This is a genomic window from Streptomyces sp. NPDC014801, assembly GCF_043082085.1.
Lineage (GTDB): Bacteria > Actinomycetota > Actinomycetes > Streptomycetales > Streptomycetaceae > Streptomyces.
On record NZ_JBIBXG010000014.1, the window covers coordinates 226076 to 249463 of the forward strand.

The following is a 23388-nucleotide window of genomic DNA, read 5'->3' on the forward strand; positions in this document are numbered from 1 at the left end:
GGCGGCTTGTGGGGCTGACGGAGGATGCTGGGGCGTGGTGCCGTCCTCGAGCGTCTGTGCGCCCTGCACGCCCCCTCCACGGCTGGCCTGGCCGGGTCGCACCGTCGAAACCATGGGGCATACACGGGACATGTGCGCGGGGCGCGGGGACGGCACGGACTGCCCGAACCCGGAGGACGATGTGCTGGTGGACGGGGTGCGGTGCCAGGAGTGCTTGTACTACTGGGAGCTGGACGCGACGGAACCGGAGCGCCGGCTGGTGACGGATGACGGTCTGACCCGGCCCGTGGGGGATCCTTGGGAGGCAGGAAGCGGTAGCGCGGCGTAGAGACCTCCTGGCGAGGACAGCGTGCCGCGGTGACCCCGGTCAGGGGAGGACGTGGGCGAGGACAGCGGTGCATTTCCGGTTCGAGTTCGGCTGATGCGGCACCGAGAACGTCCTGTAGGGCGAGCCGGTCGCCTCATGGTGGAGCGCTGCATACCGGCCTGGCCGGAAGCTATGTCGTGCGACAAGCGAGTGGATTCAGCTGAGGGCAACCAGCACGGGGTCCAGGGTCAGCCTCGTAATGACTCCGCCACCCCGCCGCCTTGGCAGGAACGGGCCGCTTCCCGCCGCCCGCACGCCCCAGTGCCACGGTGATCCGCCGCAGCGGCCCGGCGTCCAGTCCGGCCGCCAACAGTTCCTTCTCTCGCAGCAGCGGAAGCCCTCGGTCACACCCCGCATGACAGCCAGCCCCCTTGCCGCCTATCCGCTTTCGTCGCTCAGCGTGGCACCGGCTCGCGTCACCTCAGGGCCCGCACGGACCTCGTTCACCGCCTTCGCCATCTGGGTGCAATCGTGAGCAGGGACCCACCAGCGGCACCGCACTGACCACCACACCGGCCCGCGTCAGCGCCTCCAGGATGCCCGCGCCCCGTCACTCGCCAAGCCGGCGAAACGCCTAACTGATCGTTTCAGAATGAGAGCTCGACGATCACTCGTTGTCGAGCCGCTGGAGAACCTGTGTGAAGTCGCCGTCGTCGAGCAGGCCGGCCAGCACCTGCGTCATGTTGTCGATGCCGGGATCCCGGACGATGAGGCCGTCGGAGCACCAGAAGTAGCGGCCGTCCAGGGCCTCGCCCGTGCGGGACCACCTGTCCATGATGCGTTCGACCTCGGCGAGCGTGAATACAGTCGCGCTCCAGCGCGAGCCGTCAGCCGTCAGCCGAACCTCGACGTCGACGTTGCAGATACTGTCCAGAGGCTCGCCCTCATTGGGGACGAACGACGCCTCGAACCGATCCGTTCGGACGCGGTAAAAAGGTCCGTCCCAACCCTGCTCCGCGGTTTCGCTCCGAGTGTTGGCCATCCGGGGAGTATGTCCAGCCCGCCCGAGCCGCTCAACTGGGTTCTCTGGCAAGCTTCAACGTCGTGATCGCGAACCTAGTCCCCGACGAGCTGTGGGACCGGATAGCCCCGCTCTTGCCGGCGCGGCCCGTGCGACGGCATCGCCACCCTGGGCGGCTCCCGGTGCCGGACCGGGTTGCCCTGGCCGGCATCGTCTACGTCTTGCGCAAGGGCGTGGCCTGGCGCGACGTACCGAGTGAAGTGGTGGGCTGCTCCGGGGTGACGGCATGGCGCCGCCTGCGGGACTGGACAGAGGCGGGCGTGTGGCCTCGCCTCCATGCCGCTCTGTTGACCGGAACTGCGTCGAGCTGACTTGCTGGACCTGGACGACTGCGCCGTGGACGGCTCGCACATCCGGGCGCTCAAAGGGGGGATCACGTCGGCCCCTCGCCCGTCGACCGCGCCCGCCCCGGCTCAAAGCACCACCTGATCGTCGACCGCCACGGCACCCCGCTGGCCGTCACGCTCACCAGCGGCAACCGACACGATGTCACTCAGCTTCTGCCGCTGCTGGACGCGGTCCCACCGATCCGCGGTTTGCGAGGCGGCCCCGCCGCAAGCCCCGGCGTCTATACGCCGACCGGGGTTACGACTTCGACAAGTACCGCCGCCAGCTGTGGAAGCGCAGCATCAAGCCGCTGATCGCCCGACGCGGCATCGCCCACGGCTCCGGACTCGGAAAAGTGCGCTGGGTCGTGGAGCGCGCGTTCGCCTGGCTGCACCAGTTCAAGCGCCTGCGCATCCGCTACGAGTACCGGGCAGACCTTCACCAAGGGCTCCTTGAACTCGCCTGTTCGATCATCTGCCTGCGGCGGCTTTCTCGATCATTCTGAAACGATCAGTAAAGCCTCGGCGCCAACACCCGCAGCCCGCCCTACTTGCGGGCTGCGGCCTCGTACGTGGGCGTGGCGGTGTTGCTGCAGGCAGTGAGCGCCACGGAAATGGCAGCCGCGCCAAGCGCGCCGAGGTGCTTCCGGTTCCGGTGGCCCCCGTCACCAGGGCCCGCGCTGGACAGCCACCGGACCGGCCTCCGAAGCAGGGTGGCATTGCGACGGGGCAGAGGCCAAGGCTGGAGACTCCTTCGGCGAGGTGCTCGGCTGGGGCGTCCGGCACGTTGCGGTTGCACGTAGCGATCAGTGAGACGAGTGTGGAGAGCCCGTTCTCGCCGTCGTGCCCGGCGGTGTTCGTCCAGACCCCGATGCTGAACCCGCCCGGCGCGTTGCGATCTCGCGCGTGCAGTACAGCGCGATGGCCGCCACGACTATGGCGAGGGGGACCCATTGCGGCAGGACGAAACCGAAGTACTCAAACCAGACCCGACTACCTGAGACCATCTTCGTGAACGATCCCAATACCGCGGCGGCGTTGACGCCGACGAGGGCGTAGCCGATTCCGCGTGTCCGGCGTTCCGTCCGGGGAGTGAGGGCCGCCGCCATTGCCAGGAGGCCCGCCAGCGTGAGCGTGGAGATCCCACCGAGGGACAGCCAGTAGCCCAGTCGATTCTGTCGTGGCCCGCCAATGGACGCGACCACCATGGCGTAGGCGCAAAAGAGGAGCGCCGACGGGAGAAACCGGAGCGGCAGGGCCACGCGTGCCTGCCAACGGGGTCTTGCCTGCACGGCGAACCATACGATCAGCCCCACGGTGGCGATGGCGACCGCGCCGGCGCCGCTGGCTATGTCGCGACCGTCATAGGCTCCGTCGATATTGGCCGCGGTCACCGTGGCGGCCACCAGGGTGATGAGGAACCAGACCGCGATCGCGATCCAGGACCGCGGTGCCACGGGCCTGCGGGGAGAGGCGGCGCCACCGGGGGACGACGATGGCCACGCCCCTGTCAGCGGTGCGGTGCCCGCCGGCACAGGCTCGGGCGCGTCCGCGAGCCTCCGCAGGGCCTGAGCGGCGTCCGCGGCACTCGCGTACCGCTCTGCAGGATCCTTGCGCAAAAGCCTGAGCAGGACGGCGTCCCAGGCCTCTGGCACACCCGCCGCCACGGAACTGGGCGCGGGTGGCTGCTGGCTCAGATGCGCCGTCAGATAGCCGACGGTGTCCGGGGCCTGGAACGGCAACCTGCCGGTGACCAGCTCGAAGAGCAGGCAGCCCAGAGCGTACAGATCGCTCCTCGGTTCCGGGTGGCCGCGCGCCTGCTCCGGCGCCATGTACGGGGGCGTGCCCACGATGAATCCCGTCTGGGTCAGCCGGTCAGCAGTCGCGTAGGGATCGGCGGCGCGTGCGACACCGAAGTCGAGGACATTCACCGTTCCGGAAGGCGTGACGAGGATGGTGGACGGCTTGATGTCCCGGTGCATGATGCCGTGAGCGTGTGCGTCATCCAATGCGTCACATATCTGAGCGCCCCACCGGGCCGCCTCGGTCAGGTCGACGGAGCCTTCGCGGAGCTTGACGTCGAGCCCTACGCCTCGCCACTAACTACGCCGGTGCCCGCACCGCCGCCCTCAACGCCGCCTCCGCCTTGTACGGCGCCAACTCCGCGCAGTACGCGGCGGTCGGCAACGCGTTCGCGGGTATCAACGTCGGCAGCCACATCACCCCGCCGGGCAGCGGTGTGACGGTCGCCAACCCGGGCAGCCAGTCCTCCACCGTGGGCAGCGCGGTCAGCCTCCAGGTCCAGGCGTCCAGCACCAACAGCGGCGCCCTCACCTACAGCGCCTCCGGTCTGCCCACCGGCCTTTCCATCAACGCCTCCACAGGCGTCATCTCCGGCACGCCGACCACGGCCGGGACCTACAGCACCACCGTCACCGTGAAGGACTCCACCGGCGCGATGGGCACCGCGTCCTTCACGTGGACCGTCAACACCAGCGGCGGTGGCGGCGGGGGTGGCTGCACCTCGACCCAGTTGCTGGCCAACCCGGGCTTCGAGTCGGGGGACACCGGCTGGACCGACAGCGGCGTCATCAACAACGACACCCGTGAGCCGGCCCACAGCGGCTCCTGGACGGCCTGGCTCAACGGCTGGGGCTCCGCGCACACCGACACGCTGTCCCAGTCGGTGACCGTTCCCGCGGGCTGCAAGGCGACCCTATCCTTCTACCTGCACGTCGACACCGCGGAGAGCGGCAGCACCGCCTACGACAAGTTGACGGTGACCGCCGGTTCGAAGACCCTGGCGACGTACTCGAACGCCAACGCGGCCTCCGGGTACACCCTGAAGACCCTCGACCTGTCCTCGTTGGCGGGCCAGACGGTCACCCTGAAGTTCACCGGCGTCGAGGACGCATACCTCGCGACCGACTTCGTCGTGGACGACACCGCCCTGACTACGTCATGAGTCGCTCCGGAGGGGGTCCCAACCTGGATCGCAGGCCGCCGGCACCCTCACGGTACGGGTGGCCGAGCGTGGCCCAGCACGGTGGAGGCCGGCGGCGAAGCCGTGCCAGTGTTCCTGGCTCGGTCGGTGAGTGGTGCGGTGTGCGGCAGGCACAGGGCGCGGGGATCGACGGTCTTGCGTACCGGAGAGCGCTCGGCGGCCCGGGCCGTGAGACAACCCGGCCCACTTGTTGCGTCTGGTCATGACAGGGCGTTCACCGCTGCTGCGAAGACGCGGGGCAGGCGCGTGGCGGTGGGCACGATGCGTGAAGCCAGTGCCGGCTGCTGGCGGGCCCGCACCAGGAGGTCGGTCAGGAGCCGGTGAGAGCGGGTCGCGCGGCACCAGTCGGTCTCGTAGCGGTCGGGTGTGCCGCGGCGCACGTTGGCGACCAGGGCTTCGGCACCGGTGAGGGCGAGTGAGATGCCCTCACCGGTCAGCGCGTCGGTGTAGCCGGCGGCGTCCCCGACGAGCAGTACCCGGCCGTGCGTGCGGGTGCGTGCCCGCTGGCGCAGCGGTCCCGCACCGCGTACGGCGGTGACGGCCCTCTCGGCGGGCAGGCGGGCAGCCAGTTCGGGGAAGCTCTCGAGCTGGGTGCTGAAGGGCGCTCGCCGGGTCGTCAGCAGGGCGACGCCGACGAGTGCGGGGCCGAGCGGAGTCACGTACGCCTCTGCGTAGGGTCCCCAGTGCACTTCGACGTAGGGCGACCAGGGAGGCACCGCGTAGTGGCGGCGCAGGCCGTATCTGGGTGCGGCACGGGTCTTCAGCTCCAGGCCGAGCGAACGGCGCAACGGTGAGTGCAGTCCGTCCGCGGCGACCAGCCACCGTGCGCGCAGGCCCGTACCGGGTACGGTCACGCTCGTCGCGTCCTGTCGTACGTCCCTCACCCGCAGGGGCAGTACGGGTACGCCTGCGTCCATGACGGCTTGGTGCAAGGCAGTGTGCAGGGTGGTGCGGCGCACGCCGAGGCCCAAGCCATGCCGAAACGCGGCCTGCACCTGACGGTGGCCCTGGATGTAGCGGATGCCGGTGATCGGGTGGCCGGGGACCTCCAGGCCGAGCGTGCCCAGGGCTCGGACGGCGCCGGGCATCAGGCCCTCGCCGCAGGCCTTGTCGACCGGTGTCCGACGTGGCTCCGCCACCAGAGTGTCGAGACCGGCGCGCACGGCGTGCAGTGCGGTCGCGAGACCGGCTGGACCGCCTCCGACGATCAGCAGGTCGTGACCGCCGCTCACGCGGGCGCTGCCGAGGCGAGGGCGGTGTTCTCACAGCGGATACGGACTGCGAGCAGCAGTGCGTTGCCAGCGGTGAACACGGCAGCGGTCAGCCACGCGCAGTGGACCAGTGGCAGAGCGGCGATCTCCACGACGACAGCCACGTAGTTGGGGTGACGCAAGAACCGGTAGGGCCCGGCTCCGACCAGGCGTGCTCCGGGGACGACGATGACCCGTGTGTTCCAGTACGGGCCCAGAGTGCTGATGCACCACCAGCGCAGTGCCTGCGCCATGATGACAAGCGCCAGCATGGGCCACCCGAGAGCGGGCAGGAACGGCCGGTGGGCGAGCGCACTTTCGGCGAGACAGCAGGCGAGCAGACCAGTGTGCAGCACGACCATGACCGGGTAATGGCCGCGGCCGTACTCCACTCCGGCGCGAGAGAGGGTCCAGATGGCGTTGCGTCGAGCGACGACGAGTTCGGCGATGCGCTCGGCCGTGACGGCCAGGACGAGAAACGTGTACCAGGACATGAGAGCACTCACCAGCGCAGCAGGACGACTTCGGAACAAAATCCCGGCCCCATCGCCAGGAGCAGCCCCCACGTGCCGGGCTCCGGCCGGTTCGATTCCCGCGTCTTTTGGAGGATGTGAAGGACGGAGGCGGAGGACAGGTTCCCCACCGTTGCGAGCGAGTGCCAGGCGGTGTTCAGGGCGTCGTCGGGCAGGTCGAGGGTGTCGGCCACGGTGGAGAGCACCTTGGGGCCTCCGGGGTGGCACACCCAGCTTCCGATGTCGTCCGTGGTGAGGCCGTGGTCGGCCAGGAAGGCACGCAGGTGCCGGCCGAAGTGGTCCCGCACGATGTCGGGAACACCGGCGTCGATCACGACGCGGAAGCCGGTGGGTCCGATGTCCCACCCCAGGAGCTGTTCGGTGTCCGGATACAGGTGGCTGCGTGTGGCGACCACGAAGGGTCCGGCTCCGTCCGGCCCGGTGTTGCCGCTGCCACGCGCCACGAGCGCTGCCGCGCCGTCGCCGAACAGGGCGCCGGCGACGAGGTTGGCGCGGGAGTCGTCGTGCCGCTGAAGAGTCAGGGAGCACAGTTCGATGCTGAGGAGTACCGCGGTGTCGGCGGGGTGCCCTCGCAGGTAGTCGTGCAGCCGGGCGAGTCCTGCCGCGCCCGCCACGCACCCCAGGCCGAACACCGGGAGTCGCTTGACGTCGGGGCGCAGTCCCAGGCGTCCGGCTAGCCGAGCGTCGAGCGAGGGAGCGGCGATGCCGGTGATGGAGGTGCACACCAGCAGATCCACGTCGGCCGGTTCGAGTCCGGCCTCTTGCAGTGCGCCGGCGAGGGCTTCCTCGCCCAGTTCGAGTCCGGCGGCCATCCACGCGTCGTTGCTCTGCCCGAAGTCGCCGAGGTCGGAGTACCGCTCGATCGGCAGGGCGAGGCAGCGTGTGCGCACACCGGCGGATGCATGGAGGCGGCGCAGCGGGGCGCGGTCGGCCCCGGCGGGCAGGCACAGGTCACCGATCGCCTCAGTGAGGTCGTCCTGGGCGTACCGATACGGCGGGAGCGCAGTGCGGATCGCTGCGACCGCGGTCGCCGGGCCGGGCGGAGGTGTTCGGGACGGCGCGGTGGCCAGCGAAAGGGCGTCGTCGACCATTGCAGTGACACGCATGCCGGTAATGCCTCCTGTTGCCGGGTTTTCCCGTAACTTCCCTGTGTGTCTCTACACGCACCCCACGCCCTTCCGTCCACGACACGCCGGGTCCCGGCGCTGTTGCGCTCCTGCCACCTGGAGCCGGCGGTCGCGGTGACGGTGCTCGTGACCGCGCTCGCCGTGGCAGCGGACCGCGGGGCGGCGGGCTCCGGAGCGGTGGCCGCCGCCGTACTGGCCGGCCAGCTCTCGGTCGGCTGGTGCAACGACGCGGTCGACGCCCAGCGCGACACGGTCTGCGAACGCCGCGACAAACCGGTGGCCACCGGTGAACTCCCGCCTCGGGCGGCGGCTGTCGCGGCCGGGACTGCTCTGGTGGTGTGCGTCCCGCTGTCGCTGCTGAGCGGCGCCGCGGCAGCAGCGGCGCATCTGGGCATGGTGGCCTGTGGCTGGGCCTACAACCTGGTGTTCAAGCACACGGTGCTCTCACCGCTGCCCTACGCCGTCGCCTTCGGGGCGCTGCCGGCCTTCGTCACCCTGGGCATGCCGTCGCCCTCCTGGCCCGCCTGGTGGGCGGTGACGGCCGGCGCGCTGCTGGGTGTGGGGGCCCACTTGGTCAACGCCCTTCCGGACATCGAGGACGATCTCGGCACCGGTGTCCGCGGGCTGCCGCAACGGCTGGGCCGCGCGACCTGCCGGTGGCTGGCCCCGTCCGTGATGCTGACCGCCATGGGTGTGCTGGTCGCAGGGCCGCCTGGAGCGGTGGGCGGGGTGAGCGGGGGACTGGCGGCGCTGGCCGGGGCCGTCGCGGTCGCGGGGACGGCTCTGCCGTCGGACATCCGGAGCCGGTGGCCGTTTCGAGCGGCGATCATCGTCGCGGGCATCGCCGTGGCGCAACTGTTGCTGCGGGGCTCGGACGTGGCCTGAACCCTCAGCACGTGGCCGCTCTGGCGGTGGCCGGTGGCTACAGGCCGGCAGCGTTGAAGCCGTTGAGGGCCCACGGTGCGGCCGAGTACCACAGCAGCCCGATCAGGCCGAACAGGAGGCTCCCGGCGGCGGAGAGCATCCAGGCGGGCAGGCGGCGGCTGCGCACCACCAGGACCTTGGCGACGAAGGCTCCGTACAGCGCGCAGCCGGCCACCGAGTGCAGGAAGACCCGGGTGTCCGTGGTCTCCACGCCATAGGTACGGACGCAGTGGTAGGCGACGGGTATTGACAGCAGGAAGGCGGCCCATCCCACGATGCGGTGCGAGGCGCGGACGTGGCGGGGCGCCGCCGTGAGGCCGGGCAACCGGCCGTACATCAACAGGGCCAGCAGAAGCGGCCGGGAGCAAGCCGCCGGGGGAGGGGGGATCCATGATCGGTCCTGGCTGTCACGTCGGCTGACCCTCGTGCGGTCGTCGCCGGTCAGCTCAGGTCGACCTTGTTGCCACTGACGCCCACGACGTACCACTCGGCACCGAACTGGTTGAGCGCCTGGCCGTTCGTGTCGCCCGGCTTGGAGTCTCCCGCGTAGCTGTACAGAGGGTGCCCGTGGTAGGTGACCTGCGTCTTGCCGTCGGACCGTTTCGACGTGCCCAGCAGGCCGGACTGTGCGGAGCCGCCGACCGAGGGGGCCCCGGAGGTCAGCAGCGGCGGCCAAGCCGCTGCGCACGGCCCGTTGCAGGTCGAGGTCGTCGACTTGTCCGCCTCGAACAAGTACAGGGTTCGCCCCTTCCCGTCGACCAGAATCGTGCCGAGTTTGCCGGCCGAGGCGGTCTTCACCGTGGCCTGCGCACCGGCCGACGCACTGCTCGCCGCTCCGTACGGGCCCGCGCTTTGACCCGGCGCGCTGCTCGTGGCCGTACTCGACGGCGTCGCCGACGACGAGGAACCACCACCGCCACCACTGGAACAGCCACTCGCAGCAGCGATCGTCACCAGCGCGGCCATCCACACGGCGCCCAGGCGGATACGCCTCATCACCACTCCACCATGGTCAGTAAGGGGCCCCGCCGTACGAGGGGCCAACGAACGCATACTCCCCACGACCCCCGGCGCCTCTTGCTCCCCAGCGTCGACTTTCACCGAGATGGGCCGGTACGCGGCAGCAGACGACACATCAGCCACGGACGCGCAGACCTGTGGAACGATCCGCACGCCGAACCCCGTCCCTACCAGGGCCGGCACGGCACATGGGTCGGGTATCACCCTGCACTGGGAGACGGGAGGCGGGGACACCGGGAGACAGCGGCAGCTTGTGCGACTCTCGGCGAGGCGCCGGCGTCGGCTCACCGAGAACGCCGGCGCATCGTCGTCGAGCATTCCGCACAGCGCGACCAGGCTGGTGACGGCGACGGCGGTGTCCAGCTCGGCGAAGGCGCCGGCGACGGTGAGGGCAGCGCCGCGCGCCCGCCTCGCGGTGCGCGCCCGGCGTCGTCACGTCATGCGAAGACTGACAAGAGCAGGGCCATGGCCAGCCCCGACACACTGACCAGCGTTTGAACGACGGTCTGCGTCTTCGCGGCCTGGTTCAGGTCCATGCCGAAGGACTCCTTGACGAGCCAGAACCCCGCGTGGTTGACGTAGTTGAGGCCCAGTGACCCGGCGCCGATGGCGACGACCAGCAAGGACGCCTCCAGCCCACCGCCCGCGCCGATCAGCGGGGCGACGATACCGGTGGCGGAGACGATCCCGACCGTCGCCGAGCCGGTGGTCAAGGACAGCAGCAGAGCCACCAGCCAGCCCAGCACGATCACATTCAGGTGGGCGCCTCTGGCCGCCGAGGCAACCGCGTCACCGATGCCGGAGTCCTTCAGCACCTGGTTGAATGCCCCGCCCCCGCCGATGATCAGCAGAATGGCAGCGATGGACCGCAGGCTCTCGGTCAGGGACGCCCGCGCCTGGTCCCCCGTGCTGCTGCGGCCGGCGAGGGTCACCGCGAGCGCGAAGAGGAAGCCGGCCAGCATCGCCATCAGCGGTTCCCCGGCGAAGGTGAGCACGGAGCGCAGCCCGCTGGACTCGTCGAGCATCGCCTCGGCCAGGGCACGCAGCAGCATCAGGGCGACGGGAATCAGCACGGCGGCGACGGCCAGCGGCACGGGAACGCCGGTACGGGGGTGGGCATCGGGTCGCAGCTGCGCACCGGGGCCGCCGACCGGTGCGGGCGTGGATCCCTGCTCTTGCTTCGCTGGGTGCCGACGTCCGGTGAACTGGGTCACCAGCGCGTCGTCCGGGCGCACGTCTGCCAGCCGCGGCGCGATCCAGCGGGCGTACACGGGCCCGGCGAGGATCACGGTGGGAATCGCGCAGACGATGCCGACGCCGAGCGTGAGACCGAGGTCGGCGTGCAGGCCGGTCATGGCGGTCAGCGGGCCGGGGTGCGGCGGCAGCATGCCGTGCAGCGTGGACAGGGCGGCGATGGCCGGGACCCCCAGCAGCACGTACGGGGAGCCCTTCGCGGCGCCCCGGTCCTCCAGCCGCCGGGCCACGCTGAAGATCAGTGGCAGCAGCACGATCAGCCCGACTTCGAAGAACATCGGAATGCCGATGACGAAGGCGGCGGCCGCGACGAGCCAGGGCAGACCGCGGCCCCCGGAGCGGTCGACGATCGCGTGAGCGATGGCGTCGGTCGCGCCGGAATCGGACAGCAGACGGCCGAGCATGGCGCCGAGCGCCAGGGTGAGGCCCACGTCACCGAGGGTGTGCCCGGCTCCCGTCTCGAGGGAGTCGACCAGTTTCGCCACGGGCTCGCCGGCCGCGAGTCCGGTGCCGACCGAGACCAGCAGGAGTGCGACGAACGGGTGGATCCGCAGGCGGGAGTTGATCAGACAGATCAGTGAGGTGATCGCCACCGCGAGGATGGCCAGCAGGTACCAGGTATGAGCGGTCACACGGGTGCCTTTCGGTGTCCGGCCGACGGAAGCGGACGGTGTACGGGAACGGGGATATGGCGAAGCACGGCCGCTGCGGGAGAACGCAACGGTTTCGGTCGTGGATCTGTCGGAGCGGGAGGCTGGAGAACCAGGGCGGCGAACGCTGCGGCCCGGTCAGCCGAGTCCGAGCTGTGCGAGGAGAGCGGCGACGAACCTGTCCTGCTGCCTCAGGTACGTCCGGAAGGTGTCGCCGGTCGCGAAGGCGTCGGTCCAGCCGTGCCGGGTGAGTTCGGCCTTCCACTGACGTGAGTCGTGCAGCGCGGTCAGCGCGTCGACCCAGCGTTTCTCGTCTTCGGCGCTGATGCCGGGCGGTGCGACGATGCCCCGCCAGTTGCTGAAGACCAGGTCGATACCCGACGCCTTCAGGGTCGGAACCCCGGGCAGGACACCGACCGGCGCGCCGCTGGTGACGGCGAGGATGCGCACCTGGCCGCTGTGCAGCTGGTCGAGGAACTCACCGAACCCGCTGACGGCGAAGTCCACCGTGCCGTCCAGCAGGGCGGGCAGCAGATCGCCCCCACCTCCGCCGTAGGGGACGTAGACGACCCTTGTGGGGTCGATGCCGACGGCCTTGGCGAGTTCCATGGAGAGCAGGTGGTCCGGGCCGCCGGGAGAGGAACCGCCGCCGGCCTTCAGACGCGTGGGGTTCTCGTGCCACGCGGCGATCAGGTCCTCGATCGTCCGGTACGGCGCGTCCTTGCGGACGACGACCGCGCCGGCCTCCTCGATCAGGCGGGCCAGGGGAGTGGTCCGGGCGACGCTCACCCGTGCCCGCGCCACGTGGGAGGCGCCCACCAGACCCAAACCCATCTGGAGGGCCAGCCTGCCGTTGCCTCGTTCGTCGACGAGGCGTTGCAGGCCGACCGTGCCGCCGGCCCCCGGAAGGTTGAAGACCTGCACGTCGGAGGCGATGTGTGCCTCCTGCGTGACGCGGGCCACGGTCCGTGCGGTGGTGTCGTAGCCGCCGCCCGGAGCATTGGGCACCATGATCCGCAGATCGCGGAGCGGGCCGTCACCGCCCGGCCAGGCCCCGCACGCGCTGAGGGCGAGCAGGACCAGGACCGTGAGCGTGCCGAGGACGGCTCGTGCTGTTGAACCGCGCATGGCACCTCACTTTCGGTCTCGACCGGTCGGCGTGATGATTGTGGCGGCCCGGCAGCGGTGCCGCCCAGGTTGTGTCAGCAACAGAGATTGAGTTCATTGTGGTCGCCACGTTCCGCCGTCACTCCCTCGCGAGCGAGATGCTGGTACTCCAGCTGGCCATCGTCGTCGTGGTGTTGCTGGCCGTGGCGGGTGTCTCGCTGGCTCAGTCGGCGGCCACCTTCCGCCGGGTCGAGGGCCGGCGGGTCGACGCGCTCGCCGAGCAACTGGCCGCGAACCCCCTGGTGCGCAGCCAGCTGGTGCGGCCCGCGCCGGAGGAGACCCTGGCCCCGCTGGTGCACTCGACGCTGTCCCAGTCCGGGGTGACGTCGGTGACCGTGGCCGACGCGCACGGCCGCATCGTCACCTCCACCAACCCCACGGTGGTGGGGGAGGAGTTGCCCGCCCGGCCGGGTGTCGACCACGGCCGCAGCTGGTCCGGGGAGCTGACCCTGGACGGCAACCGTGAACTCGTGGCGCAGGTGCCGGTGCTCGGCGCCACTCAGCAGACCCTCGGCCGGCAACTCGGCACCGTGATGATCGGCGAGGCGTCACCGACGGTGTGGCAGCGCCTCAGCGGCGCGTCCTCCTACCTGATCGCCTACCTGAGCATCGCCAGCGCCCTCGGCGGACTCGGTTCCTGGCTGCTCGCCCGGCGGGTGAAGCGGCAGACCCTCGGCCTGGAACCCCGCGAGATCACCGGCCTGGCCGAGCACCGTGAGGCGATGCTCTACGGCATCGCGGAGGGCGTCGTGGCCCTCGATCCCCAGCACCGGGTCACCCTCGTCAACGATGTCGGCCGTCACCTGCTCGACCTGCCGGAGGACTGTGTGGGACAGAGCCTGGACGGCCTCGGCATCGGCGGACGCCTGCGGGACGTCCTCACCGGCGCGCCCGAGGAGGCCGCCGAACGGCACGACCAGGTGGTCATCCGCTCCGGACGAGTACTGGTGATGAACCGAATGGACGTCACCAAGGACGGCCGCCTGCTCGGCTCGGTCACCACCTTGCGCGACCGTACCGAACTGGCCGAACTGGAGCGGGAGATCGGCTCGTTCCGCAGTTCCTCGGAGCTGCTGCGCGCCCAGGCCCACGAGTTCGCCAACCAGCTGCACACCATCTCCGGCCTGATCCAGATCGGTGAGCAGGACGAGGTGGTGCGGTACATCCGCGCCCTGAACCAGCGCCGCCAGTCTCTCGACGTGACCCTTGCCCGGCGCGTACGCGACACCGCCGTGGCGGCCCTGCTGATGGCCAAGTGCTCGCTCGCGGCCGAACGCCGTGTCACGCTGCGGATCTCGGCCGACACCGCCCTCGACCGGCTGCAGCCGGAGGACGCCGCCGACGTCGCGACCGTGCTCGGCAACCTCGTCGACAACGCCGTGGACGCCGCCGCACACGACGGCGACGGTGACGCATGGGTCGAAGTCACCCTCAGGCAGGACGCCTCCAGCGTGGAGATCACCGTGCGCGACTCGGGCCCCGGACTGCCCCCGGAACTGGCGCGCGAGGTGTTCTCGCACGGCTTCACCACCAAGGCCGCCCAGGAGGGCGAGCGGGGTATCGGACTGGCCCTGACCAAGCTGGTCTGCGAACGTCACGGCGGTGAGATCTCGGTCGCCAACACGCCCGACGGTGCTATGTTCACCGCCCGCATGACCGTCAGTCCCACCGCAGGCGCGGTGGCGGAAGGAGCCCCCCGATGACCGGCGCAGGCGACACCGTCGACGTGCTCGTCGTCGACGACGACTTCATGGTCGCGCGCGTGCACAGCACCTTCGTCGACCGGGTCGAACCGTTCCGGGTCGTCGGGGTGGCACACACCGGCGAGCAGGCGATCACCGCCGTCGCCGACCTCCACCCCGACCTGGTCCTGCTCGACCTCTACCTGCCCGACCTGTTCGGTCTCGATGTCATACCGCGGCTGCACAGCGCCGGTCACGACTGCGACGTCATGGTCATCAGCGCCGCTCAGGAGGCCGACACCGTACGCGGCGCCGTCCGCCGCGGCGTGGTCGACTATCTCCTCAAGCCGTTCGACTTCGAGGACCTGTGCCCCCGGCTGCAGCGGTACGCCACCCGACGCGGCCGCCTCCTGCAGACCGTCGTGCGGGGCCAGGCAGACATCGACCGGGTGCTGGCCGGATCGGGGGTCGCCACCCCCGGCAGTTCCCTGCCCAAGGGGCTGAGCGTGGAGACCGCCGACCTGATCGAACGGACCCTGCGCGACGCCGAGGGCACACTGTCCGCTGGCGAGTGCGCCGCCCTGACCGGCATCTCCCGCGTCAGCGCCCGCCGCTACCTCGAGTACTTCCACGGCACCGGCAGCGCGCAGGTGTCCCTGCGTTACGGCGCCGCGGGCCGGCCGGAGCGGCGCTACAGCTGGCGGCCGACACTCTGACGACAGTCGCCCGAGGACGCGGACCCGCCCTTCCGGATCCATCGGTGTCCGTTCCGGATCCATCGGTATGCGTCGCCGCCAGGACGGCAGGGACGGCCAGGCGCCGGCGTCCCGGTGCGCCACAGATCACCCCGACGTCCCGGGGGACGCCGTAAGAACCATCCAGAGGAGGCGTCGAAGCGGTACCAGCCGCACCGCCGGCCGCTCCCCGCCTCACCGGCCGGTGCCTGCGAGGACGTCCTGGACAGGGCGGCGAGCAAGCACCGGCGCCCGTTTGGGCGCCGTACCCGCCGCTGTGGTACGCGCCGCCGGTCGAGGCCGCCGCGAGGAGCGGTGCCCGGACGTCGGGGGTGGAGCACCCGCGCCGCGGTCAGCGCCTCTTCACAGTCGATGGCGTGTACGACGCCACCCCCGCCAGACCCGCGGCCGTCGGCCTTCGACAGCACTCGATCTGACGGCCGCCACGGCCCCAGCGCCTGCTGGACGGGCGGGGGACCACGACGGCGAAACGATGATCCGCCCTGGCCGCCGCGGTCCGAGGTTCTGCCGGTTTCGGACCCGGGCTGCAGGGACCGGGACGGGTCTGATCGGGGTCCCCCTCAGCGTCTTGACCGTACATGATCTAATCATGTATCACTTCATTGTGAAGCAGGTAAATAATCTTGAATCTCTCACCCAGGACCCGGACGGGTTGCTCTACGACCCTCAAGTACGCGAAGTCATGCTGCAGTTCGCGGCCGGGGGTGACACTCTGCGCCTGGAGGCGGCAGCCGCCGCGCGCGCCGCGCACAGGTCCGTGGAGCGGCTTCGCGCCCATGGAGCGGAGGGCCGTGGTCTCAGCGCGGGAGCCAGCGATGTCCTGATCCGGCTGCGCACGCTCGGCGAAGCCGGTACCAACCTCGGGGACCTCGCCCGCTCCGCGGGCATGACTCCCCGTAATGCCACCGGCCTGGTCGACACACTCGAACGCGAAGGGCTCGTCCGGCGCGATCCCGACCCCGGCGATCGCCGGTCCGTCCTCGTGCGCATCACCCCGGCCGGCCTGACATGGCTGGAGGAGTTCCGGACGCCGACCCAGCGGGCGATGGCGGCACTGTTCCACGGATTCACCGACACCGAACTCCACCAGCTCCGGCACCTGTGCCTCCGGCTTGTCCAGAACCAGCAGCGCATCGCCGCCCGCCTCGCCGCCACCCAAGAAGGGACCAACCCCAGATGACGACGGCCAAGACACGCACCACCGTCCGGGCCTACCACCAAGCCCGGTTCCAAGGCGACATCCCGGCCGCCGCGCGAACGCTCAGCGACTCCTTCCACTTCCGAAGTCCCCTGCTGACATCCGACAGTCCGCACGGGCACCTCAGCGGCCTGGACGCGTTCCTGGGAATCGTCACCGGCGTCGACCTGGTCAGCGAACTGTACGGCGAGACCGAAGCGACCTTGATCTACGACGTCCACACTTCTGTCCCGGCCATCGGCACTCAACGTACGGCCGAGAACTTCCATCTCACCAACGGCCGGATCGACACCATCCATCTGATCTTCGACGCCACCCCCTGGCACGCGATCATGCAGGCAGCCAACCCGTCGCACACGGAGGATGCGGTGACCGCGCATCCGGCGCAGCCATCATGAGTGGCCCACAACGGGGCAAGGGGATCAGGCCCGCAGCTCTCCGAGGCGCCGCAAATCGTCACGCACCGACTCCCTCTCCTGGTCGGTGAGCTGGATGGCGACGGCTCGGCTGAGCGCGGCCTTCGCGGTGGACTCGTCACCGAGGCGCCCGGCGACATCCGCACGCAGCACCAGCAGCCGAAGCAACTGCACGGGCGTGGGCTGCTCGTCTTCCATGCGGAGCGCCCGATCGATGATCTTCGCGGCACCCTTGGGGTCGTCCTTGGAGTCCGCGAACAAAGTGGCGTGGTGAAGGGCTCGGGCAAACGGTTCCGTGGGTGCGGGCCGGTGGCGCTGGTCCTGGCTGGTCGGCTGCCCGATGCGCAGGCAGTTGCCACCCGGATCGGTCACAAGGAACTGCCGCGTACCGAAGGACGTGTCCTTGAGTGGCCCGATGCGCGGCAGCCCACGAGTGGGGACCTTTCCGTACGCCGCCTTGAGCCGGGCACGGAAGGCCTTGTGCAGCCCGTCGACATCGCCGGTAAGAACGAGGCAGGTGCTGTACGACTCGGTCGGCTCGTACCCCTTCAACGCGAAGAAGTGGAGCTGGATGCCGCCCAGTTCCACGACCGCGTACGGGTTGGGACTCTTCTGCTGGAAGGTCACCGCGAACCCGAGGACGGTGTAGAAGTCCACAACTTGCTGGATGGTCCTGCACGGCAGGATCGGGATGGTCGTCTCCCTCATACGGCGCAGTGTAGTCAAACTTGAATAGTCGCGGACGGTTTCGACCGTTCGACCGTCCCTGGGGTTGTGTGTGCGTCACGGCAACTGCTCACTGCCTCTGGAAGGTGAGCTCCAGCGTCGGAAGATGCCGGGGATTCGGACGGCCAGGACGTCCCACAACTCGCGGACGGCGTGCTCATGGTGGTGCTGGGCGGGGATCGATTGGTTCCAGTCCTGGGCGCGGCGGCGGACCAGGCCGGTGCGGTAGCCGTCCGGCAGCGCGGTCAGGGCGGCGATCGTCTGCGAGGCGGTCCCCGCCGACCGCGACGGCCAGGGCGACGTACAAGCTCACGGTGGCCCAGGTGTCTGCCTGTCTGGCGAGACATTGTCGTACTCGATGTACCTGGTGATTATGGGTTCTTGGGCAGGCAGGGCGGGAGGGATGCCGTGGGTGTGGGCGCGGGCGGCTGGGGTGCGGAGAAGGGTGGCTGGGACGATCCGGGGCCTGGGACAGGGACGCGCAGAGCGGCGGACGTGCTCCACTGGGGTGGCGTGGCCTGCGTGGTCGTCGGATGGCTCGGGCTTTGCGTGCGGATGGCTTTGCCGCGCGCGTGGGACGGGCCGTGGTGGCAGGCCGCCGCCTTGACCGGTGCAGGAGGCGTGGCAGCCATCGGCGCTGAGGGGATCGAACGGCACGTCCGGCGGATCAAGCGGTTCCACGCTTACCGGGAGGTGCTGGAGAACCCAGCCCCGCGCCCGGCCGAGGCGGGAGTGGACCCCAGTGTCTTCCGGCTGCTGTCGCCGCTGTACAGCCCCGTGCCCTTCCGTGACCGCGACGACGAGCTGGCCCGGCTGCGGCACTGGTGCGAGGACGAGACCGATCCGCACCCGATCATGCTCCTGGCGGGTGACCGCGGCGTCGGCAGGTCACGGCTGGCGCTGGAACTCGCGCGGGCGCTCGGTGATTCGTGGACCGCCGGGCGGCTGCTGCGCGGCCCCGGGCAGTTGTTCCCTGCGCTACGCGACCGGGGCAGGCCCGCGCTCGTCGTGGTGGACGATGCCGACCTGCGCTCCGACGTGGACAGCCATCTGCACTCGTTGGTGCGCGCGGACGTCGTCCCGCTGCTTCTGGAGTTCGGTGCGCGTCCACACGACACGCCACCGGTGCGCCTGCTGTTCGTAGTCGGGCACGCCGAACGCTTCCGTGCCGTGGTCGGCGAGGAACTGGCCTACTCTCATGACGACCCCGAGGTGCGCCGCCTCCTGGCCGACGCGCCCGTACTGAACCTCGCGCCACCGGTGCTCGACCGGGCCGTCCGGGCCGAGCGCCACGCGGAGGCCCTGGCCGCCTTCACCGCGGCCCTCACAGACGCCGCGGGCAGCGAGCGGGCGGTCGGCACCGAGGCCGCTCAGTCCGGTGCCCCCCTGAGCGCCGTCCCCGTCCGGCCCGAGCGGGCTTCCCTCCAGACCCCCCTCGATCTGCACGCCCAGGCCCTCGTCACCGCGCTGACCGGCGAGCCGGTGCCCGCTGTCCCCCGGAGCTTCGAGGAAGTCGCCGGTGTCCTCTTCGAACGGGAGTGCCGGCGCTGGCGGAACAGCGCCGCTGCGTTCACCGGACCCGGCACTCCCGCGCTGCGCCGGCTGTCCGACCACCCCGGCCCGCCCGAACGCGTCATGCTGGCCCTGCTGTTGACCGGTCACCGGGAGTCTGTCACCGCCTCACACGCCCTCGCGCGGCTTCCCGAATTCGCGGGGCTGGAGGAGGAAGAGACACGGTCCGAGGCATACGCCTGGGTGACGTGGGCCCTCGCACTGCACGGCGGAACGCGCCCGGCCGCCCGCATGGCGGAACCCTGGATCGGTCCGGAGACCTTCACCCACTGGTTCCTGACAACACGGCTGCACGCCGAGCCGGAACTTCTGGCCCGCCTTGGGACGGGGCTGAACGCACGCCGGTCCGAGCACCTGACGGGCGTGCTCTGCCGGGCCTGCGAGGACTTCCCCGAGGCGGGCGAGATTCTGCGGCGGTACGTTGCGAGCAATCCGTCGGCGCACGGATACGACGCCGTGCGCGGCGCCAGGGTGCTCGCCCATCCTGAGCGGGTGGACCCCTGGATCGCCGAGGGTCTGCGCAAGCTGGAAACCGGGTCCCGCCCCACCCTCAGCACCCCGGTCTCCCGCGACCTGTACAGCCTGGCGCGCCAGGCCCTGCCCGAGGTGGTGCCGCTGTCCCACGCTGTGCTGATCCGCGCGTACCAACGCACGCGACGGGCCGAGGCGAAGCAGGAGCGACAGCACAGAAGGGAACTGCGGCGCCGGGAACGCGGTTCACGCACCTGACCGCGCTCCCGGCCGTGTCGTCCGCCGCCGACTACCCGTGCACACTCCGGCCGCCCCAGCCACCGGACTCCAAGCAGCACAACACCACCGGCCCAAAGCCCCAAACGGCAGCGGCCGTCGGTACCCACATGAGCCACCGCCGCCACCACAACGTCCGCCCCGGGCTTGTGGTCGGCGGCCACGGAACGCCGCGCACCGCCGAGTTCGCAGGAACAGCCACTGTGACCCCCGGCCATCCGAATTGCCGAGGGTCCAAGACTCCCCGTCACGACGCCGCCCGCGCCCGGGCGGAGCGGCCCCGCATCATCCACGAGCCAGGCCACCGCTTCGTCGTCGTCATCGAAGAGGCGGCCCTGCACTACCAGATCTGCAACGCCGATGCGACGGCCGCCCAGCTCGGCCACCTGCTGACGGCCGGCGCTCTGCCGCAGGTGTCCCTCGGCGTCATCCCGAGCCGTACCACCGAGCGCGCGCAGTGGCCCCGAGAGACCTTCCACATCTCGCGGTGATTAGAGGCGCCGGGCACCACTGCCTCCCAGCTGGGCAGTTCCCGCGGGCCTGCATCGTAAGGTCCGGATCGGTAGCGATGCCGGGGAAGGGATGTGGCACAACCACCCGGCTCCCCGATGGCCTGGCGGTGCAGGTGAGGACGGCCGGGGAGGCGCGCCTGGGCCTGTCGGGAACATAGGCTGCACCGGTGTTCCCGGCGGTCTGAGACGGCTCCCCACCTAGGTGCTGTCTGACAAAGGATCTTGGTTGGGTTCGCGGAGCCAGAGGATGAGTGCGGCGAGGTGGACTCCGGCCTTGTAGCGGGTGGCGAGTTTGTCGAAGCGGGTGGCGATCGCGCGGAACTGCTTGAGGCGGTTGAAGCAGCGCTCGACCACGTTGCGAGCCTTGTAAAGCTCGCGGTCGAAGGCCGGCGGTCTGCCGCCGGCCTTCCCTCGCCGCAGGCGGTTGGCCTTCTGGTCCGCCCGCTCCGGGATCACCGCCCGGATGCCTCTGCGTCGCAGGGACTGGCGGATCGCCCGGGACGAGTACGCCTTGTCCGCGACGACCACATCGGGTCTGAGGCGGGGGCGCCCGGCGCCGGTCCGGGGCACCTTCAGCTCGAGCATGACTGTGTTGAAGACGGTGGAGTCGTTGACGTTGCCGGGCGTGACGACGACAGCCAGGGGCAGGCCCCGGCCGTCGCAGGCGAGGTGGAGCTTGGTGGTCAGCCCGCCGCGGGACCGGCCCAGCGCCTGGCCAGCCGACGGAGGTGCCGGATCTTCCAGTTCGTCCCCCGCCGCCGCCCCTTGCGGGCCCCGGCGGCGTGCTGATGGGCCCGGGTGATCGTGGAGTCGACCGACACGGTCCACTCCACGGCTCCGACGGAGTCGTCGCGGATCTGGACCTGCTCGAGCAGACGGGCCCAGGTTCCGTCCGCCTCCCATCGGGCGAACCGTTCATAGGCCGTCTGCCACGGCCCGTAGCGCTCCGGCAGGTCACGCCACGGAGCACCGGTCCGCAACCGCCACAACACCCCGTTGATCACCTGCCGGTGATCCCGCCACGGACGACCACGACCCTCAACACCCGGCAGCAGGGGTGCTATCCGCTCCCATGCCGCATCCGTCAACTCACCCCGACCCACCACAAGATCAATTATCAGACAGTGCCTAGTGGTCTCGGGCGAGAATCAGGCGAGACAGAACTCGTTGCCTTCGATGTCCTGCATCGTGATGCACGACTCGTTGACGCCATCGGCGCGCTGCGTCAGCACGTGTTTCGCGCCGAGCGCCATCAGCCGTGCGCATTCGGCTTCGAGTGTGGCCAGGCGCTCCTCACCCACGAGCCCGGCGCCGGCCCGTACATCGAGATGCACCCGGTTCTTGACGACCTTGCCTTCGGGAACTCGCTGGAAGAGCAGGCGCGGGGCTACACCCGAGGGATCGGTGCACGCGAAGTAGATCTCATCCTCGGGCGGCAGGGAGCGGTGGTACTCCTCCCATGTGGCAAAGCCCTCCGGGACCGTCGGCAGGACGTACCCCAGCACCTCGCACCAGAAGGCGGCGAGGCGCGCAGGCTCCGCGCAGTCAAAGGTCACTTGGAACTGTTTGATCGTTGACATCGGCGCACGATATCAGGGCCCTGCGTATCCCCGCAGGTCAGGAGGTCCGCACGCTGTCGGGGGAGGCGCCTGCTGTCCGCTGCTGTGTCGTGCGGTCGCAGGGGTGAATCGAGGTCACTGCCTGGCCGAAGGGAACCTGGGATGCGATCCCGGCCAGCCACTCTCGTGCTGCAAAGATCACTTACGGGACAGCTTTTTGGACGGTCCATGGGAGAGGAATTACGGCCAACCTGGTCCGTGGAGTGGTTCCAGAGGCAGTTGAGAGTGGGTAGGCGGGGCGCGCAAAGGGGGAGGAGCGGGGTCGAAGCCGCGGGCACGGTCGGCTGCCGTAGGGCCGGCGCGGCCGCCCAGCAGCCGCTGCACCGTCACCGGGGACACGGCGGCGAGCAGGCCAATCGAGTGGATCCCGTAGTCGTGCAGAACCTGGGCTTGACGCGCGTCGATGAAAGTGCTGCCCCGGTCTGGAGACCAGCGCGGCAGCGAGGGGGTGCTCCTCTCGGAGCTGTACTCTCCGATCGACGACAGGTTCAGGTGTCGAGAGCGGCCTGTTCCCAGGCTTCGAGTCCCTCTGCGCCAACTGAGGCATAAGCGGTTTGCTCACCGCTGCTTGCTTGAACGCGGAGCTCCAGTGTGCCCGTCAGGCGCCGATGACGGAGGGCGAAGTCGCTTCTTGACAGGGCGTTCAGCACATCTTCGTACTGCGGTGGAGTGAGCCCTTCGAACGTGAAGCGCCCCAGATACACGCGTACCTGATGTGCTTCCTGGTCGACGTCGGCGGCGACGAACAGGTCGTCCCGGACCGCCACGTCGACACTCCAGCCGCCCAAAGTCTGCTTGCGAACCCGCACCCGAGGTCCATAGAGGTCATGGAGGTGCCTGAAGAGGGCGGCGCCGTTGTCGAGCTCACTCATTATCGGCCCCTCCACGGCCCGAAGTGCGTCCAATAGTGTTGTCTGAACACCTTAGAGCGGAATCCGGCACGGGCTGCCTTGCCCCGAGGTGACGTGTGCCCGCGCGCCGACCAGCCGACGGCGAACCTCTTGCCGCGGTTCAGCCATCCGGCTGCTCTCGCTCCGGCATGTTCGTCGCCGAACAGCCGGCTGGTGGCACCAATGCCTCGCGCACGATAGGCCCATGATCCGAAGCGGGCTGCCGCCGTGACTACCCGTGCGCCGAGTACCCCCGGTACGCCCGTCCTGCCGCACCCAACTCGGGTACCGCGACCGTGGATGCGGTGGCCCACTTGTGCCGCCAAGCCCACCTGCCTGCGTGGCGCGCCCGGCCAGCCCAGCTCCATCGGCCCTCGAGGCCGAACCCGTTGACGGGATCACCGTTGCAGTATTCGTAGGCGTTGGCGTTGCCGCCGGGGATGGGGTCGGTGGACAGAAAGTGTCCAGTGGTGGGGTTGAGGCGCACGCCTATGAGGGTGAGACCGGTGAGAGTCTCGGAGGAGCGCTGCTTTCCGCTGAGCCAGTCATAGCGTGTGGCGGCCTGCCCGGGCCGGGAGGTCGCCGTACACGTCACTGTCGAGGATGGTGGGGGCGATGCTGGTGTCCA

General features: G+C 70.0%; 20 protein-coding genes and 4 pseudogenes. 10 read left to right on the forward strand and 14 right to left on the reverse strand.

The features are described from left to right. Nucleotides 1-112: 112 nt before the first annotated feature. Nucleotides 113-328 (forward strand): hypothetical protein, encoded by a 216-nt coding sequence (locus tag ACF1AL_RS32205; protein ID WP_391778604.1) that lies wholly within the window; start codon nt 113-115, stop codon nt 326-328. A gap of 646 nt (nt 329-974) precedes the next feature. Here ACF1AL_RS32205 and ACF1AL_RS32210 read toward each other — a convergent pair. Beyond that, a complete protein-coding gene (locus ACF1AL_RS32210) occupies nt 975-1349 on the reverse strand; it encodes a hypothetical protein (protein ID WP_385750155.1) in 375 nt (124 codons plus the stop codon). 62 nt (nt 1350-1411) lie between these two features. Between ACF1AL_RS32210 and ACF1AL_RS32215 the strand changes: the two are divergent. Further along, a pseudogene (locus ACF1AL_RS32215) lies at nt 1412-2220 on the forward strand (IS5 family transposase). Between the two features lie 300 nt (nt 2221-2520). Here the strand turns inward: ACF1AL_RS32215 and ACF1AL_RS32220 are convergent. Further along, a pseudogene (locus ACF1AL_RS32220) lies at nt 2521-3771 on the reverse strand (protein kinase); the annotation flags it as partial. A gap of 38 nt (nt 3772-3809) precedes the next feature. Here ACF1AL_RS32220 and ACF1AL_RS32225 point away from each other — a divergent pair. Continuing rightward, nucleotides 3810-4679, forward strand: a pseudogene (locus tag ACF1AL_RS32225) (putative Ig domain-containing protein); the annotation flags it as partial. 239 nt (nt 4680-4918) lie between these two features. On the opposite strand, the gene ACF1AL_RS32230 reads toward ACF1AL_RS32225, so the two are convergent. The 3 genes from ACF1AL_RS32230 to ACF1AL_RS32240 are packed head-to-tail and all read right to left on the reverse strand — an operon-like array spanning nt 4919 to nt 7607. Continuing rightward, on the reverse strand, nt 4919-5950 hold the full coding sequence (locus ACF1AL_RS32230; RefSeq protein WP_391778605.1) for an NAD(P)/FAD-dependent oxidoreductase: 1032 nt from the start codon (nt 5948-5950) through the stop codon (nt 4919-4921). After that, nucleotides 5947-6462: an isoprenylcysteine carboxyl methyltransferase family protein gene (locus ACF1AL_RS32235; RefSeq protein ID WP_391778661.1), complete on the reverse strand. Its 516-nt coding sequence runs from the start codon at nt 6460-6462 to the stop codon at nt 5947-5949. Before ACF1AL_RS32235 ends, ACF1AL_RS32230 begins: the two co-directional genes overlap by 4 nt. 8 nt (nt 6463-6470) lie before the next feature. Beyond that, entirely contained in the window at nt 6471-7607 is a 1137-nt protein-coding gene (locus tag ACF1AL_RS32240) for a type III polyketide synthase (protein WP_391778606.1), read from the reverse strand. A gap of 45 nt (nt 7608-7652) precedes the next feature. On the opposite strand from ACF1AL_RS32240, the gene ACF1AL_RS32245 reads away from it, so the two are divergent. Beyond that, nucleotides 7653-8513, forward strand: coding sequence for a UbiA family prenyltransferase (locus ACF1AL_RS32245; RefSeq protein ID WP_391778607.1), 861 nt, complete (start codon nt 7653-7655; stop codon nt 8511-8513). Between the two features lie 37 nt (nt 8514-8550). On the opposite strand, the gene ACF1AL_RS32250 is transcribed toward ACF1AL_RS32245, so the two are convergent. From ACF1AL_RS32250 to ACF1AL_RS32265, 4 genes are all read right to left on the reverse strand, one after another. Continuing rightward, nucleotides 8551-9039: a DUF6529 family protein gene (locus ACF1AL_RS32250; RefSeq protein ID WP_391707438.1), complete on the reverse strand. Its 489-nt coding sequence runs from the start codon at nt 9037-9039 to the stop codon at nt 8551-8553. Beyond that, the gene (locus ACF1AL_RS32255) at nt 8994-9548 is read right to left on the reverse strand and encodes a hypothetical protein (RefSeq protein ID WP_391778608.1); all 555 of its coding nucleotides are present in this window, start codon (nt 9546-9548) and stop codon (nt 8994-8996) included. Before ACF1AL_RS32255 ends, ACF1AL_RS32250 begins: the two co-directional genes overlap by 46 nt. A gap of 461 nt (nt 9549-10009) precedes the next feature. Beyond that, a complete protein-coding gene (locus tag ACF1AL_RS32260) occupies nt 10010-11458 on the reverse strand; it encodes a GntP family permease (RefSeq protein WP_391778609.1) in 1449 nt (482 codons plus the stop codon). A gap of 156 nt (nt 11459-11614) precedes the next feature. Then, entirely contained in the window at nt 11615-12604 is a 990-nt protein-coding gene (locus ACF1AL_RS32265) for a tripartite tricarboxylate transporter substrate binding protein (RefSeq protein WP_391778610.1), read from the reverse strand. Nucleotides 12605-12702: 98 nt separating this feature from the next. Between ACF1AL_RS32265 and ACF1AL_RS32270 the strand changes: the two genes are divergently transcribed. The 4 genes from ACF1AL_RS32270 to ACF1AL_RS32285 all read left to right on the forward strand — a co-directional run bounded on the left by ACF1AL_RS32270 (nt 12703) and on the right by ACF1AL_RS32285 (nt 16676). After that, nucleotides 12703-14346 (forward strand): ATP-binding protein, encoded by a 1644-nt coding sequence (locus ACF1AL_RS32270; protein WP_391707450.1) that lies wholly within the window; start codon nt 12703-12705, stop codon nt 14344-14346. Continuing rightward, complete coding sequence (locus ACF1AL_RS32275) at nt 14343-15041, forward strand: response regulator (RefSeq protein WP_391778611.1); 699 nt, start codon at nt 14343-14345, stop codon at nt 15039-15041. Before ACF1AL_RS32270 ends, ACF1AL_RS32275 begins: the two co-directional genes overlap by 4 nt. 628 nt (nt 15042-15669) lie before the next feature. Continuing rightward, complete coding sequence (locus ACF1AL_RS32280; protein WP_391778612.1) at nt 15670-16260, forward strand: MarR family winged helix-turn-helix transcriptional regulator; 591 nt, start codon at nt 15670-15672, stop codon at nt 16258-16260. After that, nucleotides 16257-16676 carry a hypothetical protein gene (locus ACF1AL_RS32285; RefSeq protein WP_391778613.1) on the forward strand — a complete coding sequence of 140 codons (420 nt, stop codon included), beginning with the start codon at nt 16257-16259 and terminating at the stop codon, nt 16674-16676. Before ACF1AL_RS32280 ends, ACF1AL_RS32285 begins: the two co-directional genes overlap by 4 nt. A gap of 24 nt (nt 16677-16700) precedes the next feature. On the opposite strand, the gene ACF1AL_RS32290 is transcribed toward ACF1AL_RS32285, so the two are convergent. Then, nucleotides 16701-17402 carry a bleomycin resistance protein gene (locus ACF1AL_RS32290; protein ID WP_391778614.1) on the reverse strand — a complete coding sequence of 234 codons (702 nt, stop codon included), beginning with the start codon at nt 17400-17402 and terminating at the stop codon, nt 16701-16703. A 639-nt stretch (nt 17403-18041) separates the two neighbouring features. Here ACF1AL_RS32290 and ACF1AL_RS32295 point away from each other — a divergent pair. Then, the gene (locus ACF1AL_RS32295; RefSeq protein WP_391778615.1) at nt 18042-19721 is read left to right on the forward strand and encodes a hypothetical protein; all 1680 of its coding nucleotides are present in this window, start codon (nt 18042-18044) and stop codon (nt 19719-19721) included. A gap of 269 nt (nt 19722-19990) precedes the next feature. Beyond that, nucleotides 19991-20221, forward strand: a pseudogene (locus tag ACF1AL_RS32300) (Scr1 family TA system antitoxin-like transcriptional regulator); the annotation flags it as partial. 228 nt (nt 20222-20449) lie between these two features. On the opposite strand, the gene ACF1AL_RS32305 reads toward ACF1AL_RS32300, so the two are convergent. From ACF1AL_RS32305 to ACF1AL_RS32320, 4 genes are all read right to left on the reverse strand, one after another. After that, a protein-coding gene (locus ACF1AL_RS32305) for an IS5 family transposase (protein WP_391778616.1) occupies nt 20450-21357 on the reverse strand; the annotation gives its coding sequence in 2 pieces (ribosomal slippage) (nt 20450-21015 and nt 21015-21357; 909 coding nt in all). Nucleotides 21358-21399: 42 nt separating this feature from the next. Continuing rightward, nucleotides 21400-21831 carry a VOC family protein gene (locus ACF1AL_RS32310; RefSeq protein WP_391707470.1) on the reverse strand — a complete coding sequence of 144 codons (432 nt, stop codon included), beginning with the start codon at nt 21829-21831 and terminating at the stop codon, nt 21400-21402. Between the two features lie 527 nt (nt 21832-22358). Next, nucleotides 22359-22742, reverse strand: coding sequence for a hypothetical protein (locus tag ACF1AL_RS32315; protein ID WP_391778617.1), 384 nt, complete (start codon nt 22740-22742; stop codon nt 22359-22361). Between the two features lie 250 nt (nt 22743-22992). Then, nucleotides 22993-23355, reverse strand: a complete 363-nt coding sequence (locus ACF1AL_RS32320; protein ID WP_391778618.1) for an RHS repeat-associated core domain-containing protein — start codon at nt 23353-23355, stop codon at nt 22993-22995. Between the last annotated feature and the right edge of the window lie 33 nt (nt 23356-23388).

Bases quoted from the DNA above. Each gene is read 5' to 3' on its own strand.
- ACF1AL_RS32210 (WP_385750155.1), bottom strand. From the start codon at position 1,349: ATGGCCAACACTCGGAGCGAAACCGCGGAGCAGGGTTGGGACGGACCT.
- ACF1AL_RS32315 (WP_391778617.1), bottom strand. From the start codon at position 22,742: ATGAGTGAGCTCGACAACGGCGCCGCCCTCTTCAGGCACCTCCATGAC.
- ACF1AL_RS32285 (WP_391778613.1), top strand. From the start codon at position 16,257: ATGACGACGGCCAAGACACGCACCACCGTCCGGGCCTACCACCAAGCC.
- ACF1AL_RS32265 (WP_391778610.1), bottom strand. From the start codon at position 12,604: ATGCGCGGTTCAACAGCACGAGCCGTCCTCGGCACGCTCACGGTCCTG.
- ACF1AL_RS32240 (WP_391778606.1), bottom strand. From the start codon at position 7,607: ATGCGTGTCACTGCAATGGTCGACGACGCCCTTTCGCTGGCCACCGCG.
- ACF1AL_RS32205 (WP_391778604.1), top strand. From the start codon at position 113: ATGGGGCATACACGGGACATGTGCGCGGGGCGCGGGGACGGCACGGAC.
- ACF1AL_RS32290 (WP_391778614.1), bottom strand. From the start codon at position 17,402: ATGAGGGAGACGACCATCCCGATCCTGCCGTGCAGGACCATCCAGCAA.
- ACF1AL_RS32310 (WP_391707470.1), bottom strand. From the start codon at position 21,831: ATGTCAACGATCAAACAGTTCCAAGTGACCTTTGACTGCGCGGAGCCT.
- ACF1AL_RS32280 (WP_391778612.1), top strand. From the start codon at position 15,670: ATGTATCACTTCATTGTGAAGCAGGTAAATAATCTTGAATCTCTCACC.
- ACF1AL_RS32255 (WP_391778608.1), bottom strand. From the start codon at position 9,548: ATGAGGCGTATCCGCCTGGGCGCCGTGTGGATGGCCGCGCTGGTGACG.
- ACF1AL_RS32275 (WP_391778611.1), top strand. From the start codon at position 14,343: ATGACCGGCGCAGGCGACACCGTCGACGTGCTCGTCGTCGACGACGAC.
- ACF1AL_RS32235 (WP_391778661.1), bottom strand. From the start codon at position 6,462: ATGTCCTGGTACACGTTTCTCGTCCTGGCCGTCACGGCCGAGCGCATC.